At 35.3% G+C, this 17673-nt stretch carries 14 protein-coding genes; 1 reads left to right on the top strand and 13 read right to left on the bottom strand.

Annotation, left to right across the window (positions count from 1 at the left end; all coding sequences use genetic code 11):
- The first annotated feature begins 826 nt into the window (after positions 1-826).
- Positions 827-2611: a homoserine O-succinyltransferase gene (metA, locus tag RRB46_RS07740; RefSeq protein WP_311538092.1), complete on the top strand. Its 1785-nt coding sequence runs from the start codon at positions 827-829 to the stop codon at positions 2609-2611.
- Between the two features lie 45 nt (positions 2612-2656).
- Here the strand turns inward: metA and RRB46_RS07735 are convergent, their stop codons facing one another.
- From RRB46_RS07735 to RRB46_RS07675, 13 genes are all read right to left on the bottom strand, one after another.
- The gene (locus RRB46_RS07735) at positions 2657-3751 is read right to left on the bottom strand and encodes a tetratricopeptide repeat protein (RefSeq protein WP_311538091.1); all 1095 of its coding nucleotides are present in this window, start codon (positions 3749-3751) and stop codon (positions 2657-2659) included.
- Entirely contained in the window at positions 3744-4451 is a 708-nt protein-coding gene (locus tag RRB46_RS07730; RefSeq protein ID WP_296129746.1) for a hypothetical protein, read from the bottom strand. The genes RRB46_RS07735 and RRB46_RS07730 overlap by 8 nt, the downstream gene beginning before the upstream one ends.
- A 1-nt stretch (position 4452) precedes the next feature.
- Positions 4453-6150: an arginine--tRNA ligase gene (gene argS / locus RRB46_RS07725; RefSeq protein WP_311538090.1), complete on the bottom strand. Its 1698-nt coding sequence runs from the start codon at positions 6148-6150 to the stop codon at positions 4453-4455.
- 8 nt (positions 6151-6158) lie between these two features.
- A complete protein-coding gene (locus tag RRB46_RS07720) occupies positions 6159-8504 on the bottom strand; it encodes an endonuclease MutS2 (protein ID WP_311538089.1) in 2346 nt (781 codons plus the stop codon).
- The gene (locus tag RRB46_RS07715; protein WP_311538088.1) at positions 8504-10714 is read right to left on the bottom strand and encodes a U32 family peptidase; all 2211 of its coding nucleotides are present in this window, start codon (positions 10712-10714) and stop codon (positions 8504-8506) included. The genes RRB46_RS07720 and RRB46_RS07715 overlap by 1 nt, the downstream gene beginning before the upstream one ends.
- Positions 10714-11205, bottom strand: a complete 492-nt coding sequence (locus RRB46_RS07710) for a cell division protein ZapA (RefSeq protein ID WP_311538087.1) — start codon at positions 11203-11205, stop codon at positions 10714-10716. Before RRB46_RS07710 ends, RRB46_RS07715 begins: the two co-directional genes overlap by 1 nt.
- A gap of 9 nt (positions 11206-11214) precedes the next feature.
- A complete protein-coding gene (gene pheT / locus RRB46_RS07705; protein ID WP_311538086.1) occupies positions 11215-13602 on the bottom strand; it encodes a phenylalanine--tRNA ligase subunit beta in 2388 nt (795 codons plus the stop codon).
- A gap of 8 nt (positions 13603-13610) precedes the next feature.
- Positions 13611-14633 (bottom strand): phenylalanine--tRNA ligase subunit alpha, encoded by a 1023-nt coding sequence (gene pheS, locus RRB46_RS07700; RefSeq protein ID WP_311538085.1) that lies wholly within the window; start codon positions 14631-14633, stop codon positions 13611-13613.
- Positions 14634-14860: 227 nt separating this feature from the next.
- Positions 14861-15580 carry an RNA methyltransferase gene (locus tag RRB46_RS07695; RefSeq protein WP_311538084.1) on the bottom strand — a complete coding sequence of 240 codons (720 nt, stop codon included), beginning with the start codon at positions 15578-15580 and terminating at the stop codon, positions 14861-14863.
- The gene (rplT, locus tag RRB46_RS07690; RefSeq protein WP_265214372.1) at positions 15580-15933 is read right to left on the bottom strand and encodes a 50S ribosomal protein L20; all 354 of its coding nucleotides are present in this window, start codon (positions 15931-15933) and stop codon (positions 15580-15582) included. Before rplT ends, RRB46_RS07695 begins: the two co-directional genes overlap by 1 nt.
- A 10-nt stretch (positions 15934-15943) precedes the next feature.
- Entirely contained in the window at positions 15944-16141 is a 198-nt protein-coding gene (rpmI, locus tag RRB46_RS07685) for a 50S ribosomal protein L35 (protein WP_106460767.1), read from the bottom strand.
- Positions 16131-16700 (bottom strand): translation initiation factor IF-3, encoded by a 570-nt coding sequence (gene infC, locus RRB46_RS07680; protein WP_296129597.1) that lies wholly within the window; start codon positions 16698-16700, stop codon positions 16131-16133. Before infC ends, rpmI begins: the two co-directional genes overlap by 11 nt.
- A gap of 124 nt (positions 16701-16824) precedes the next feature.
- On the bottom strand, positions 16825-17673 hold the full coding sequence (locus RRB46_RS07675; RefSeq protein WP_311538083.1) for a DegV family protein: 849 nt from the start codon (positions 17671-17673) through the stop codon (positions 16825-16827).

Below are 17673 nucleotides of genomic sequence, written 5' to 3'. Positions count from 1 at the left end.
CGCCGCCAGCGTTAATCCTGAGCCAGGATCAAACTCTCATAAAAAATTTGTATGAGTTAACCTCGTCCTTCGTCCTCGGCCACTCCGTGGAGGGTCCTCTAGGAGCCGGACAGGCTAGTCCTTCGATCAAGACTCTATTCATTTACACTTGACTTAATCAAATGCGTGATTTATATTCTTGTATATCAAGAATCATTTACTGTAAAGAAATTTAACTAGGTTATAGTTGTTATTCTTTAAAGTTTTTGTTTTGCTATTTTAAATAGCTACAAAAACCATTGATATTTAATTTGTATGAAATGCCTTAGCATTTCTGGTTCATGTCTCAGCATTTGTCGTGCTGACTATTTTATAATACCACAGGTTTTTTATCTTGTCAAGACTTTTTTTCATTTTTTTATGATTTTTTCATCTTGCCGATTAGTTCCTGCCGTATCGACATTTATAACTATAACACCTACTCTTAGCTTTGTCAAATTTTTTTTGTATTTTTTTATATTTTCTTTGCAAATTGACTTTATAGCTTGCTTATGGTAATATATTTTTAAGTAAATTAACAAGTTTATATTGCTTATATAAAGAAGAGTAGCTTACTTGGATGATTAAAGAGAGCTTAGTTGTGGTGAAATAAGTAGATTCCTTTTAAGTGAAGATGGTCTTTTTTGTTAGTTGGTGAATTTTTAGCTAGCTAGGGGTATGCCCCTTACAGCAGATGGTATTGTTTGATACCTACTAAGTCTATTATCGCAAGATAATAGTAAAATAAGGTGGTAACACGAGTCTTCGTCCTTTGGTCGAAGGCTCTTTTTTTATTATAGGAGGAATTATGCCAGTTATTTTATCAGAAGATTTTATTAAAGAAGAAGTTTTAAAAGAAGAAAATATTTTTGCTATCAATCCAATGAGGGCTAGCAGTCAGGATATTAGACCTCTAAAGATAGCTATTGTCAATCTTATGCCTAATAAGGAAGAGACTGAGATTGATTTGCTTAAGCTTATTTCAGCCCACGCCCTTCAAATTGAGGTTGATTTTATAAGGACTACTACATATGAAAATAAACACGCAGACCTTAATAGGCTCAATAAGCTTTACAAGTCTTATGATGATATTAAGAATACCAAGTATGATGGCATGATTATTACTGGTGCCCCTATTGAAAATATTGACTATAAAGATGTTAAATATTGGGATGAGCTTACTAAAATTTTTGATTATGCCAGAGAAAATGTCTATTCTACCATTTTTATCTGCTGGGCTTCTCTTGCTGCCCTTAATTACTTTTATGATGTTGATAGCTTTTCTTTTAATGAAAAACTTTGTGGAGTTTATCCTTTTATTAAAAACAGCAATTCAAGGCTTCTTGATGGCTTTGATGATTTATTTAATGTTCCCCATTCTAGATATAAGGGAGTTGATCCTAAAGATTTGGAGGCCATTGAAGATTTAGAAATCCTTGCCTCTTCTGATGAGGTTGGCCTATCTCTTGCAGCAAGTAAGGATAATAGATTTATTTTCTCGCTTGGTCATCTTGAATATAACAAAGCTACTCTTAATAATGAATACCTAAGGGATCTGGAAAGAGGTCTTAATCCTAATAGGCCGGTCAATTATTATTTTGAAGGTACTGATAGAATTAATATGAGTTGGAAATCTGCTGCATCCTTATTTTTCTCTAATTGGATTAACTATGCGGTTTATCAAAATACCCCTTACAAGCTTGAGAGCATTGAAGAAAAATCTGTATCAAAGTTTGGTGGTTCTTCCCTATCTGATGCCGGTCAATTTGAAAGGGTTAAGGATATTATCAATAGGAAGGATGATAGAAATGTCATAGTGGTATCTGCTCCAGGCAAAAGAGACCCTTATGATATTAAGGTTACTGATCTTTTAATAAAAATTTCTGATTCTAACGAACAAATTAGGGCTCTTGAGGAAAAAATCAAAGAACTTAATAAGGAAATTTATGAAAAAAGAGAAGCCAAGTACAAAACTAATGACAAGATTAAGGACCGTTTCTATGAAATTATTGATGATTTAAATTTGGACGATTCCCTTAAAAAAGAAATCGACCAAAGTCTTGCCGAGGTCGCCTTTTCCTTAAATCGTGACTTCAACCTATCTAGGGGTGAATACTTAAATGCCAAAATCCTCGCAAAATTTCTAGGCTATGACTTTTTCGACGCTAAGGATTTAATTTTCTTTGATGGTGAGGATGTCGATATTGAAAGAACCTTTAAGACTATAAGGGCCGCTATCAAAGATGGGATGAAGGTCGTTGTTCCTGGATTTTATGGAAGTAAGGATGGACAGATTAAAACTTTCAAGAGGGGTGGATCAGACTATACTGGTTCAATTCTTGCAGCTGCCCTTGATTCTTCTGTTTATGAAAACTGGACAGATGTATCTGGCATAATGACAGCTGACCCTAATAAGGATAAGAATGCCCAAAAAATCGAAAAGCTAGACTACAAGGGCTTACAAAAGATTATTCAATCTGGAGCAGGAGTCTACCAAGAAGATGCAATAAGGCCTGTTATGAATAAAAATATTACTATTAAAATCCTAAATACCAATAATCCTGACGATTCTGGCACTACTATCAAAGATTAAAAATAAGCTGGAGCTTGCAAATTTTCTTAAGCTCCAGCTTTACTTTTATAATTTATAGTGGTTTTTTAAAATAGATAGATTTTCTTTTATCTCGTCTGTTAGGTCATCGTAGGTTAAAAGCTCTTCGATGTCTTCCTTGGCCTTGGATAAATTTCCCAAGACGAGGTTGATTTGGATTTTGTTATAGGTCATCCTTGGATCTTGTGGATATTTTTCAAGTCCTTGCTTTATGATTTTTATCGCCTCAAGCTCTTCCTTATTTAAATATAGGCTTATGGCATAGTCATTGTAAAGTTCTCTAAAATCTGCATTTAAGTCTAGGGAATTTTGAAAGGCCATAATTGAATTTTCATATAAGCCCATATTTTGGTAGGCCACACCTAGGTAATAGTAGGCATCGGCTCTTTTTACCTTAGTTAAAAGTTTAGATAAGACATCAACAGCCTTACTATAATCTGACTTGCCTATAAAATAGAGACTTTCCTCTATTTCTGCATTGTCATCTACTGCTTCTATCTTATTTCTTATTTCTTCCTTAGCTAATTCATCTTCAGTTTTTCTAAGGGCATTTTTATAATATGACCTTGCCTTGATATATTCACCAAGATTTGCGTAGATATTACCTAGCTCATAAAAGCCAATAGCAAAGTTTTCGTCCCTGCCAATCGCCTCTTGCAAAATCCTTAGAGCCTCTCTTACAAAATCATCCTTATACTCACTTTCCTCTTCGTATGCCTTTGGCCACAAGAGTTTGGCATAAAGATAGGCTGCAAAATTATTTTCTCTTTCTAACAGATAAAATCCTCTTGCAAGAAGGAGGGCCTTGTTAGGATTTGCTTCCTTTATAATCTTATCAGTGGCATAGGCTCCTAAGTCTTTAATATAATTATTTAAGGCCTTTACATAGGCATCTTTATAGACAAAATCAAAGTCAATTGCTAGATTTATAATCATTGCTTCAAAGACTAGGTCTAAATTTATATTATTAGCAAAGTCACCGCTTTTGATACCCTCTTTCATATCTTCTATATAAATTGGGAGGGATAAGCCAGATAAATCCTCATGCTTAGCGACTTCTTTTAGTTCTATATAGGCTAAATTGTCGTGAAATTTATAAAAATATGCATCTAACTTAGTCATCAAAACCTCTCATGAATTTCCTTTGTCTGTATGGATGTTCGTTTAAATATTTAAACAAATGACCCCTAAATAACATAAAGAAGCTGTGAACTAGGGAAATAATTAGACAGGCAAAAATTTTGTTTGTGCTCATAGCTTGACCAAGGCCTAAATATATTGACAATATAAATTCCAATCCTATGAATAGCAAGCTAAAGAGGCCGTAGTTTAGGATGTTATTTTTGACAAAAACAATAGATTCACGAATTGCATCTATTCCATACCTATTATTTAGATAAATCTCCTCATAAAGGGCTGATGTTAGGATTTGAATTATAATCCTGACTATAATATTAACCCTCACAGGGAAATTCACTAACAAAAGGCTTGCTACAATATCTAAGATATACATCCAAAACATGGTTTCTATAAGGGGCATAAAGTAATTACCCATGGAGTTTTCCAGAGACTTTTTACCTGTATTGCCGTATTTTACAACAGATATCAGGCTTTGTAGGATGAAGGATGTGATGATAACCCCTATGAAATAGTGGATTATCCCGCCGATTGTACTTCCCACTGGTCCAAAGCCAAACTCATTATTGTCAAAAATTGTTGATATCATAACAAAGATTAAGACAAAATATGATTTGTTAAGCTTTTTGATGGTCTCCCTAAAGGCGATTTTTGTGGTGTGGAAGAAGTCTTTTATTCTTTCCATCTTACATCTTCTCCACAGTCTTGATTCCTAAGATTGCTAGACCTGATTTAATTACTATTGATGTAGCGTAGGTTAGGGCTAGTCTTTCTTCTTTTAATTTTTCATCATCGACCATTATCTTAGATGAATTGTAGAATTTGTTGAAGCTACTTGCAATATCTGTTAGGTGTCTGGTGATTAGTGATGGTTCGTATTTTTCCTTAGCTTTTATTACCACATCTTCAAATCCTGCAAGTTTTTTAGCAAGGCTAAATTCATCATCGCTGGTGATTTTTTCTATATCAAGCTTTCCTACTTCCTTTAGGCCTGCCTTTCTAAGGACAGATTTGGCCCTGGCATAGGTGTATTGAACATAAGGTCCTGTTTCGCCATCAAAGTTTAAGACCTCATCCCAATCAAAGACATAGTCCTTTATCCTGTTATTATATAGCTCTTGGAATTTAACAGCTCCGATGCCAACTACTCTTGCAGTTTCTTCTACATCATCCACTGTATCTTCCCTATCCTTTATAATTTCTTTGGTCTTATCTATCGCCTTATTTAAAACATCTTCTAAGAATACAACCTGGCCCTTTCTGGTTGAAAGAGTCTGATCTTTTAGGCTTACCATGCCAAATGGGATGTGCTTGCAGTCTTTGGCAAAATCATAGTCCATTAGTTCTAAAATCTTGAATAGTTGTTGGAAGTGTAGGTTTTGTTGGGTGGCTACTATATATAAGTTTTCATCAAAGTTATACTCTTTTTTCCTATTTATAGCTGTGGCTATATCGCGAGTAACATAGGCAGATGAGCCATTTGACTTGATTATTATTGATGGTGGGAGGTCAAATTGAGATAGGTCTATAATTTGTGCCCCATCTGATTCAACAAGGAGATTTTTCTCCTTTAATTCCTCGATTACCTCTGGGATAAATTCTGAATGGTAGGATTCTCCATTGTAATTATCAAAGTCAATGTCTAGAAGCTTATATACCCTGTCAAATTCTTTGAAGGAAATTTCCTTAAACCATGACCAAAGTCTGGTTGCTTCTTCTTCGCCTTCTTCTAGTTTTTTAAATTCCTTACGGGCTACATCCATCATTTCTTCATTTTCGCTTGCTTCTGTATTGTAGCGAACATAAAGATTTAAAAGCTCTTGGATTGGGTGGGCATTTAATTTATCATCATCGCCCCAAAGCTTGTAGGCAGCGATCATTGTTCCAAATTGGGTACCATAGTCGCCAATATAGTTTGTAGCAATTGTATTATAGCCTAAAAATTCGTGGATATTTCTAAGGGCATCGCCTATTACAGTTGATCTTATGTGGCCAATGTGGAAGGGTTTAGCTATATTTACTGAAGAAAAATCTATAACTACAGTCTTGCCTTTGCCCATGTCAGATTTACCGAAATCTTCCTTTTTATCTAGGATTGTATTTACGACTTCGTTTTGGAATTTTTCCCTATTTAAGAAGAAGTTTATATAGGGACCTATGTTTTTTATTTCAGCAAAATCTTCTATTTCTAGCTTTTCTACTAGTTCTCCCGCTATTTGGGCTGGGTTCTTCCTTAAGGTCTTTGCTAGTTGGAAGCATGGAAAGGAATAATCTCCCATGTTTTCTTGGGGTGGAATTTCGATAAGGTTTTTGATCTCTTCAGAACTTAAACCAATATCTTCTCCCTCTAACTTTTTTGCTATTATTTCTTTAAAATCTTTCATTTATCCTCCTAGGAAAACTTGACTATGGTTACTCCATAACCGCCTTCTTTGTCATCTCCGAACCTGTAAGAAGCAACTCTCTTGTCAGTTTTTAAAATCTCGCTCACTCCCTTAATAAGGGCACCTGTTCCCTTGCCGTGGATTATCTTAGCTTGGGATAGGCCTGCAAGCATAGCATCGTCAAGGTACTTATCTACATTTCTCATGGCCTCATCATATCTTTGACCCCTTAAATCAAGAGTAGCTGATATGTGCATGGCTTTTTTAACACTATACACTTTTTCGATGTTTTTCTCAGTTTGCTTATCCTTCTTGATCTTTCTAACGTTTTTGATGTTAGAGTCCATCTTTAGGATTCCCATCTGAAGCTTGATATTACCCTTGCTATCAGGTGCCTCGATTACCTGGGCTTCTTGGCCAAGACCTTCGACTATAACCATATCGCCTTCCTTAAGCTCATCTGGTATGTCCTTAGATTTCTTAAGCCTTAGACCCTCTGACTCGTTTTCTATATAGGAATCCTTGTATTTATTTCTAATCTTATTTAGGGACCTGTCGATGTCAGATGTATTGGCATTTTTGCTCCTCTTGGCTTCTTTAAGCATAGCCTGGCTTTCTTTATTGGCCTTATCCAAGATTTGGTTAGCTTTTTCTTCTGCCTTTTTGATAATTTCTTCTTTTTGCTTATCAAGCTCTTTTGACTTATTTCTTAGCTTATCTTTTATAGATTGGATTTCTCTCCTATAATTTTCTATCTGCCTATTCTTAGCCTCTATCTCTGCCTTGTCATCTTCGATTTCTTCTAGGATCTTATTTATGTTTTGAGTATCTTTCCCGATTAAAGATTTGGCCTTGGTTAAGATCTTTTCTGAAAGGCCAAGTCGTTTTGAAATCTCAAAGGCATTTGATTTTCCAGGTGTACCTATCTCTAGTTTGTAGGTAGGCGATAGGGTTTCTACATCAAATTCTACAGAAGCATTCATTACCCTGTCATTTTCCATGGCATAGTATTTAAGCTCGCTGTAGTGGGTTGTGGCAAATGTCATGACCTCATTTTCTGTTAAATGAGAAAGGATTGAAATTGCAAGGGCAGCCCCTTCTATAGGATCTGTTCCTGAACCAATCTCATCTAATAAAACCAAGGAATTAGAAGTTACCTTGTTTAATATATCTACAATGTTGGTAAGAGACGCTGAAAATGTTGACAAACTCATCTCTATCGACTGCTTATCTCCTATATCTAGGAAGATATCGTCAAAGACATTTAGCATGGACCCTTCCTCGGCAGGTATAAAGAGTCCTGTCTGGGCCATGAGGCTTATTAGGCCTACAGTTTTTAAACTTACTGTCTTACCACCTGTGTTTGGTCCTGTTATGATAAGGGTTGTGTAGTCCCCGCCTATCGCCACATCTATCGGAACAACACGACCTGGAAGAAGTGGATGGCGAGCTTCTTTTATATTTATAATTTTTTGGTCATTTAAGCTTGGTATTGAATAATCATTTTCTAGACCAAACTTGGCCTTGGCTTGAAGAAAGTCAATCCTTCCTATAAGCTTTTGATTTTCTAGGATTTCTTGGTCAAATTTTTCTGTAAATCTTGATAGCCTGTCAAGGATTCTCCTGATTTCAGCCTCTTCCTTAAGCTCTAGGTCCTTATATTGATTGTTAAGCTCGACAATGGCAGCAGGCTCTATGAAAAGAGTGTTGCCAGAAGCTGACTTATCGTGGACAATACCATTTATGACCGCCCTCTTGTTGGTCTTAATTGGAACTACATACCTACCATCCCTTACTGATACCACCTTATCTTGAAGGGCATCTTCATATCGAGGAGATGTGACATAGGAATTGAGTTTGTTCTTGATTTCAGATTCTTTCCTAGCCTTAGACCTTCTGATATTTAAAAGCTCTCTTGAGGCATTGTCTGCAATTTCTTCTTCATTAATAATAGACCTATCTATTTCATCTTTTAGAAATTCGTTGGTTGATATCCTGTCAAAGATATCTAAAAGATAGGTATCTTCGATGTTTTTTCCATAGTCTTTGAGGTATTCACTAACTCTTAAAAGACTTAATACCTTAAGCAAATCAGCCGGCTCAAGGATACCATTTCGCCTTACATAGCCAATTATTTCTGTAAAATCATAAAGACCGAATATATCTATATTGCCATTTCTTGAAATAATCTTGGCCATGGCAGCAGTTTTTTCAAGCTCATCTTTCAAATAATCTATATCTGTAGATGGCATTAGTTTTAATATTTTATCTTTTGTAATAGAAGAACGAGCCATTTTTGCAAGTCTTTCTAAAATTTTTGGGTATTCTAATACTTCTAAACTTTTTTTCTGCACTAAATAACTCCTCTTTCGTAATTTAACTTATCTGTCTTAATTTTATTCTGGTAGGCTAAAAGGTCCTCATCTGAAAAGGCTGACACAAGCCTTGATAAATTAGGGTCAAGTAAGGATTCATCAAAGCTAGCTAGCCTGTAAGGATAGATTTTTGTAAGGCCATCACACCTTAGGGTAAGCATCCTATCATTATTAGCAGATTTCATCTCTCCTTTACTAAACTTACAGCTTTCACAGCCCCTTAAGCCGCATTTTTTTATTACTGAAAATGGACAATGGACCATATTCATCAGCTCAATCCTACCAAAGACCAAGGCCTCAATGTCATAGGCTTTGGCATTTTTATTTATAATTTCTAGTTGATTTTCAACAGATGATTCAATTTTTTCTGCAAAACCTGAGTAAAAGTCAAAGGCGTAAGAATTAAGGACATTTAAATATCTGCCTATCCTTATCTTAATATCTTCCTTTTCAAATCTTTCTATAAAATCAAAATCCCTATAAGAATTAAAAATCACCCCTCTTATGGAATTTGTCTTTATATAGGAAATAAGGTCATTTATCTCATAATCCCAGTGGGAATCTAAATTTAAATAGAGAGAAAAATCCTTATATTTTGGGTCGTATTCTTTTATATAAAGATTGTCAAAGCCCTTTATTAGGTCTGGGCTTATGTCATTTGTCATTAATTCTAGATTTTTTTCTGCTTTTTGATTTGAAAGATTTTTAAGAGTTGGCTTTTTAATTTCTATCTTTTCTCTCTTATAGACTCCCGCAATCTTATGACTTAAGGCACTTATGGCATCTCTTCTAAGCTTATTGATTGTCTTTTTCCTGATAAAGATATTATCGTCTATTTCAATATTTATGGTATTTGCCTTAAAGATTTCATCCTTAAACCTATCCAGATTTTCTCTTATTGAAGACTCATCTATGGCTATTTTTTGGCTAGGCTCGATAGACTCTTCTGAAAAAACTTCTACCTGGTAATCTTTATAGGTTAATTTTAGGCAAGCTTTTTCATTTAATCTTGCCTTAAAATATAGGTCAAGGCCCAGATTTTTATATCTTTCAAGCCCCTTTTCCAAATCATCCTTGATTGTTTCTGCATTTAGCATGAGGATATCTGATCCAACTTTGGCATCCCTATACTTATCTAGTATATATCTCTCACCTTTTTTTATCTCTTCTGTGATTGTAAGAGGAAGCTTCTTACCTCTTTCTGTCTCTACTTCTAGGTTATCGCCCTTATGAAGATCAGATTTTGCTAGGAAGGATTTTTTATTTTGGTAAATTTCAACCCTTCCCACAGACCTGTGTTTATTATCGGCTTCTCTTAAGATATAAGCAGATTTTTGACCAAAGATGAAGCCCTTGGTATAGCCCCTATTAGAAACATCTCTTAGCTTTTCCTTATCATAAGATGCATTTTTTATTTTTTCCTTATAGGCCCTCACACTTGTGTAGACATATTCAGGTGACTTCATCCTGCCTTCAATTTTTAGACAATCTATGGATAGGTCCATAAGTTCGTCTATATTATCAAGGACATTTAAGTCTTTCATATTTAGAAAATAATCATTTGCTAAGACCTTGCCATCAGATATTAGGTCATATTTTAACCTACATGGTCCTGCGCACCTACCCCTGTTGGCTGATCTCTCTCCAAAATATGAGCTCATCAAGCATTCTCCAGAGTAGGATACACAAAGGGATCCATGGACAAAAACTTCCTTTTCACAAGGAAGTTTGGCTATTTTTCTAATTTCTTCTATGGGAGTCTCACGAGCTATAACAATTCTCTTAAAACCCATATCCATAAGGGCCTTGGCCCCGTGATAATCCCTAACTGCCATCTGGGTTGAGGCGTGTAGGTCAAGGCCTGGGACCCTGTCTTTTATAATTGAATAAAAGCCAATGTCTTGGATCAAAAGCCCATCTACGCCGTATTCATATAATTTTTGTGCATAGTAAAGAGCCTTATCCATCTCAGAATCTTTGATAAGGGTGTTCATGGTCACGAAGACCTTCCTGTCAAATAAATGTATATAGTCGATTATCTCTTCTATATTATCCAGGCTGAAATTTTTGGCATAGGCTCTTGCTCCAAAGTCATCAAGGGCCAGATAGAAACTATCTGCCCCTGCTGCAAGGCCTGCATAAAGCATATCTATATTACCGACTGGTGCTAAGATTTCTGCTTTTTTCATCAAAGTTTTCCCTTCAATAGTTCATTTTCCTTTATCAAGTCCATGATTTGTTTTTGCAAGGCCTTCATCTTATCCCTAAGCTTTTTAGAATCTGTCTCTTCCTTGCTAAGCTCTAGGATTTCCTTATCCTTATCTTGTAAAAGAGCCTTAAGTTCGGTATTTTCTACCTCTGCCATCTCATACTTTTCCTTATAAGAACCATATTCATTTTTAAAATTGTCATGGTCTTCTTTTAAGGCTGGGTATTCGTTAATTGCTTCTTTGTGTTCTTCGTAGAATTTTTTGAAAGATTCCTTATCTTTCATATATTCATCCGCAATATTTAGGCAGGCTAGGACCAACTGCCTATCAAAAGTGAGCCTATCAGACTTGACGTCCTGAATTTTTTTGTCCACATAAGCTGCTATATTTTCAATATTTTCTTTTGATTCTTTAGTAACAAGCGGATATTTTACTCCATCGATTTTAACTTCAAGTCTTATTTCGCTCACACTTATCTCCTATGCTCTTAGTACTATATCTTTATCAGCAAGGTCTTTTAAGATATTTTCTTCTACATCTTTGATATCTTTTTCTTGTAGGGTTCTATCATTTGACCTGTACCAAACCCTGTAGGATACTGATTTTTTATCATCATCCACGCCCTTGCCTGTGTAGATATCAAATAATTCGATTTTTGCAATCAAACCCTTGCCGTGATCATTCATTGTGTCTTCAATTATCTTGCTTTCTAGATTTTTATCTGTTACAAATGAATAGTCTCTTTCAATGGCTGGGAATTTTGCGATTGGCTTGTATTTTTTATTCACGACCCTAGAATCTTTTATGAGGTCTAGGTTTATCTCTAAAACAATAGCCCCTTTGCTTATATTATACTCATCTCTTACTTCATAAGAAATCTCACCCATGATACCTATTTTTTTGCCAGCAAATAATATATCTGCACATCTTCCTTGGTGGAAGGCGTAGGTATCTTCATTTGCCACATATTCAAAACCAGCAAAACCTGTATTTCTCATGGCTTCTGTGAAGAAATCTTTCATATCATAGAAGGAATAATCGCCATATAGGCCCATGGTTAGGGTTAGGTTTTCTTTTGGAAGTTTATCGATTGTTTTCTCAAAAGTCCTATCAAGTTCGAAAAATTTCATGTCTTTTTGGCCGTACTTGATATTTTTAGCAATTACATCAAGCATATTGGCAATTTGAGTTGTCCTCATTACAGAGAAGTCTTCACCAAGTGGATTTATTAGGCTGATGTAATCTCTAAGTTTTGAATCTTTGGCAATACCTAGTCTGTCGTATTCTCTTGGTGAGATAAAAGAATAGGTTGCTAGTTCTGAGAATTTTTGGCCGACAAGTTTGTGTTTTAAATCATCCCTTAGAAGTCTTAGTGGAGATCTTTCACCCTTTTTAAGGGATGAAACTAGTGGCTTAGATTCAATCTTGCCCATGCCATAAAGTCTTACAACTTCTTCGATTAGGTCAGCTTCTATTATTATATCATTTCTAAAGTATGGAGCCTTAGCTTCAAGAGTATCTTCGTCAATATCTTTAACTTCAAATTCCAATAGCTCTAGGTTTCTGATTGCTTCTTCCTTAGTAAAGTCTACCCCTGTTAGCATATTAAGTCTTGATATTCTAAGCTTAACGACAGGATTATTGGTTTCTTTCTCGCCCTCATCATAAGAAGACCCAACAATTTCTCCTATTTTTAGATCTTCTATGAGTTTCATAACTCTTTTAGAGGCTATATCTGCCATTTCAATGGCAACTCCCTTTTCAAATCTTGAGCTTGCCTCACTTCTTAGGTTGAGTTTCTTAGAAGTGTCCCTGATATTGTCCGCATCAAAGCTTGCAGCTTCTAGGAGGATATTTGTGGTTTCATCTGTTATTTCAGAATCAAAACCTCCCATTATACCAGCTATACCGATAGCTTCTTTGCCATCAGCGATAACAAGCATTGAAGGATCAAGTTTTCTTTCTGTATCATCAAGGGTCTTGATTATTTCGCCTTCTTTTGCATCTCTAACTATAATTTTCTTATCAGCTAGCTTATCAAGGTCATAGGCATGGAGTGGTTGACCAGTTTCTAGCATGACGAAGTTTGTTATATCTACTATATTATTTATAGGTCGAACTCCTGCAAGCATCAAACAATTTTGTAGCCATTGAGGAGATTTTCCTATCTTTACATTTTTTACAACTCTGGCTGTATATCTTAGGCAAGATTCACTTTCTATACTAATTCCATTTGCATAAGATTTTACATCCTCGCCATTGTCTTTATATTCTAAGCTAGGATAGGTGATTTTTTCGCCAAAGCTTGCTGCTGTTTCTCTTGCCATCCCCATGATTGATAGGCAGTCAGACCTGTTTGGGGTTATTTCATATTCTATAACAGGAGTATTTGAATATAGAACTTCTGCAGCTGGTGTGCCTGGTTTAAATTCTCCTGCTAATACAATTACCCCTTCTCTTAATTCTTTAGGAATTACAGAATCATCATAGCCAAGCTCTGAATAGGCTGTAAGCATACCTTGGGATACGATACCGAAAAAGTCGTGGTCTTCGATTACCACTCCATTATCCATCTTTGTGCCAGATGTGATTACCGGTAGGTAGTCGCCTACTTTTGTGTTTTTTGCATTGGTTATAATTGTAATTGGAGAATCTTTCCCAACATCTATGGTTAAAACCCTGAGCCTATCAGCATCTGGGTGGTCTTTTTGTTCGATAACATGGCCTACCACGATGCCTTTAAGGTCTGATGTATGGATTGTTACTTCTTCTACGTGAGAACCAGTTTCAGAAAGCCTGTCTGTAATTATTTTTAAATCTTTATCTATATCTATATATTCTTTTTGCCAAATTAAAGGTACTAACATTCTTCCTCCTAAAACTGTTCTATAAATCTCTTGTCGTTGTCATATAAAAGTCTGATGTCATCTAGGCCGTATTTGACCATGGCAATCCTGTCCACGCCTAGACCGAAGGCGAAACCTGTGTATTTTTCGCTATCAATGCCGCAAGCCTCTAGAACATTTGGATGAACCATGCCGCCGCCTAATAATTCCATTGACCAACCGGTATTACCACAAGCAGGACAGCCCTTACCCATGCAGGCTGGACAAGTTACATCTACCTCAAGTGATGGTTCTGTGAAAGGGAAGTGGTGAGGCCTATATCTTAGCTTCATTTCATCCCCAAACATTTCCTTAATAAAGGTCTCAAGAGTCGCCTTAAGATTTGCCATTGATACATTTTCATCCACAACTAGGCACTCTAATTGGTGAAACATTGGTGAGTGGGTTGCATCAACTTCGTCATTTCTGAAAACCCTACCTGCTGATACCATCTTGATTGGCAATTTTCCTTCATTCATAACCCTAATTTGCATAGATGAAGTGTGAGGACGAAGTAAAATTTCATCATCAATATAGAAGGTATCAGATGTAGACCTTGCTGGGTGGTTTTTAGGGCTGTTTAGGTCATCAAATACAAATTTGACTGTATCAACCTCAGGTCCCCCTACCACATCAAAACCCATATTTTGGAAGATTGTTTCAAGCTCTTCCATAGTTTGGTTTATAACTGCTAAATGTCCTGACTCATACTTATCAAAATGAGCTGTTACATCTATTTTTTCTTCTTTAATTTTTTCTTTTAATAATTCATTTTTAATCTTTTCATTAGCCTCTGCCAAAAGATTTTCTATTTCCTTGCTGGCTTGGTTGATTAATTTACCAGCTTGAGGTTTTTCCTCATTTGGTAATTTTGCTATAGATTTTTTAAGATCTGTTATTGTTCCCTTTTTACCAAGGTATTTTACTCTTAGACTTTCAAGTCTTTCTAGATCTAATGCCTTTTCTACTTCGACCTTGGCATTTTCTAGAACTTGTTTTAAATTTGCTTCCATTTTTCCTCCAAATAAAAAAATCCGCCCTGCAAAGGACAGATATATACTGCGGTACCACCTTAATTGATTTTTATAAAAAAATCCACTCTTAACTTTAACGATAAGTCTACGTCGCAACTACTATTATTTCATCTTGATGTTCATCGGTGAATACCCTAATCGTGACTTAAAAGGCTCTCAACATCCCTTTTTTGCTGTATAAGAATAATTAAAGTCTTTCCGAATCATTACATTAGTCTATTCATTATTATACTAGCAGCAATGGCTGCATTCAAAGATTCTATAGATCCTTCCATCGGGATTTTTACAAAAGTATCTGTTAGGCTTCTAATCTCATCACCTAGGCCATTTGCTTCATTGCCTATAGCAAGGATTATATTAGAATCACTTTTATATTCTCTTATATCAAGGCCTGCCATATCTGCCGCCAAGAATTTATAGCTATCCTTAAAGCTTGCTATTTCATCATAAGTAAGCTTTACTATATTTAGCCTAAAGACTGATCCCATGGATGCCCTGAGGGCTTTTTCATTGTAGATATCAACACAATCAGGACTTAGGATTATATCATTAAAGCCAAAGGCTTCTGAACTTCTTATCATGGTGCCGATATTGCCTGGGTCGTTGATAGAGTCTAAAAGTAGAACCTTCTTGCTTGATATCTTTTTTGGCACAGGCTTTCTTACGACTGCCCCTATGCCATCAGAAGATTTAAGCATGGTTAATTTATTAAAAAGTGCCTTATCAAATACAAGACTTTCGAATTTCGTCTCATAAGATACATCACTTCTTAAAAAAATAAAATCTATATTAGCAGATGAGCTTATTGCCTCATCTACTAATTTCCTAGATTCTATTATAAATAAATTTTCTTTTTCTCGATATTTTTTATTCTTAAGCTTGTTTATAAGCTTGTAGTTTTGATTTGATACCGACTTTATTATCATTAAGCTTCTTTGTTAGCTAGCTCTACTAATTTTGTAAATTCTTCTGGAGCATTTACTGCCATTTCAGCAAGCATCTTTCTGTTGATGTCAATGTTTGCTTTTTTAAGGTTGCCCATAAGTTTTGAATAGCTTGTGCCATTGATTCTTGCTGCTGCGTTGATTCTTGCGATCCAAAGTTTTCTGAAGTCTCTTTTTCTGTGTTTTCTACCAATGTATGCATATGATAGAGATTTCATTACAGCTTGGTTAGCTGTCTTGAATAGAAGGCTTTTGGAACCGTAATAACCCTTTGCTTGTTTTAATACTTTTTTATGTCTTTTCTTTGCATTTACTGCTCTTTTAACTCTTGCCATCTATATCCTCCTATGCACCGATTAATCTTTTTACATTCTTAGCTTCAGAAGCTGAAACTAGTGTACCTTTTCTTAGTCTTCTTTTTCTATTTGGTGATTTTTTTGCTGTTAAGTGGCCTTTGTAAGCCTTTCTTCTCATAACTTTGCCAGAGCCTGTTACTTTAAATCTTTTAGCAGCTGCTCTTTTTGTTTTCATCTTATTTGCCATTATTATCTCCTTTTTCATCATTTGGTTCTAGAAACATAACAAGTGATCTGCCTTCCATCTTAGGCTTCTTGTCAATCTTGCCGCAACCATCTAGCATACCATTAAACTTTTCCATAAGTTCATAGCCAGGTTCTTTCCTGCCTAATTCCCTACCACGGAATCTAATAGAAACTTTTACTTTATCCCCGTTGTTTAAGAATTTTTTTGTCTGATTTGCCTTAGTTTGCAAGTCGTTATCCTCGATATTTAAAGAGAATCTTGTCTCTTTAAGTTGAGCATTTTTTTGTTTTTTTCTATTCTCTTTATCTTTCTTCTCTTGATCATATTTGAACTTACCATAGTCCATTATCCTTGTTACAGGTGGTTTTGCGTTTGGACTCATTAGTACTAGGTCAAGTCTCTTTTCATCTGCCATAGCTTGAGCATCTCTGAGAGAAACTATTCCTATTTGGTTTCCTTGATCATCGATTAGTCTTACTTGACTAGCTCTAATTTCATCATTGATTCTTAAATCTTTTATAGTTATACCTCCAATGTATTGTATAAAAAAAGCGGGCACAAAGTACCCGCATAAATTCTAATAATAAATCTATTAACCTACAAACAAAGTCGGTAGGTGAGTTTGGGTACTTCTTTCTTGTTTACGTATATGATAATACTACTTTATCATTCCTTTGTCAAATTTATTTGATTCTTATATAAAATAAGCCAAAGGCCTTTTCTCCCGAGTAGACCCTTAATACTGATCCAAAGGTATTATGATGGTAAGCCTTAGCCTTATTAATTAAATCACTTGCCTTATCTTCAATCTTTTCAAAAAGACTCTTATCTCCACCAAAACCAAGGCCTAGATAATATTCTTTAGCTCCTTCTAGGTCAGCCTTTACTTTTTTTATGGCTTGGTCAATTGCCTTATCTTCCTTTACCCTCAGTTTGACTAAGCCAACTTTTCCCTCATTTGCTACCTTTAACATAGGTTTGATATTTAAAAATTTAACTGCCTTGCCAAGTGGAGCTGATATCCTTCCGCCCTTCACTAGATTTTCTAAGCTATCTACCCAAACATAGGCTGCTTTTTCATCTCTAATCTGATTTAGCCTAGTACAAATTTCTTTAAAGGATAAGCCTTCCTTTATTAGATCATCCACATAATTTACTAAAAGTGATTCCATTAAGGATGCGCTCCTAGAATCTAAAAGATACATATCATCATCTAGGACGTGGTTAAATACATTATGTGTGGTAGATAACTTTGATGATAAAGAAATTATTATTATCTTTTTATAGCCTTTCGCTCTTATCTCTTCTATAATGTGGGCACAATCTCCTGGTGATGGAGCACTTGATTTTGCTAAATTATCTGGATTCTTCTTATTAAATTCAACCACTTCATCACTTGTTATTTCTATCCCATCTTTTAAATAAGACCCATCTATATTTACATAAAGGGGCAAGACGAAGATATTGTCCATGTTTTTATATTTATCAATCAAGTCCGATGTAGAATCTGTAAGTATTGCAATTTTTTCCAT

The organism is uncultured Anaerococcus sp., from assembly GCF_963512375.1.
GTDB lineage: Bacteria > Bacillota > Clostridia > Tissierellales > Peptoniphilaceae > Anaerococcus.
Note: the sequence above shows the minus strand (reverse complement) of the source record. Positions and strands in the feature narration are given on the sequence as shown.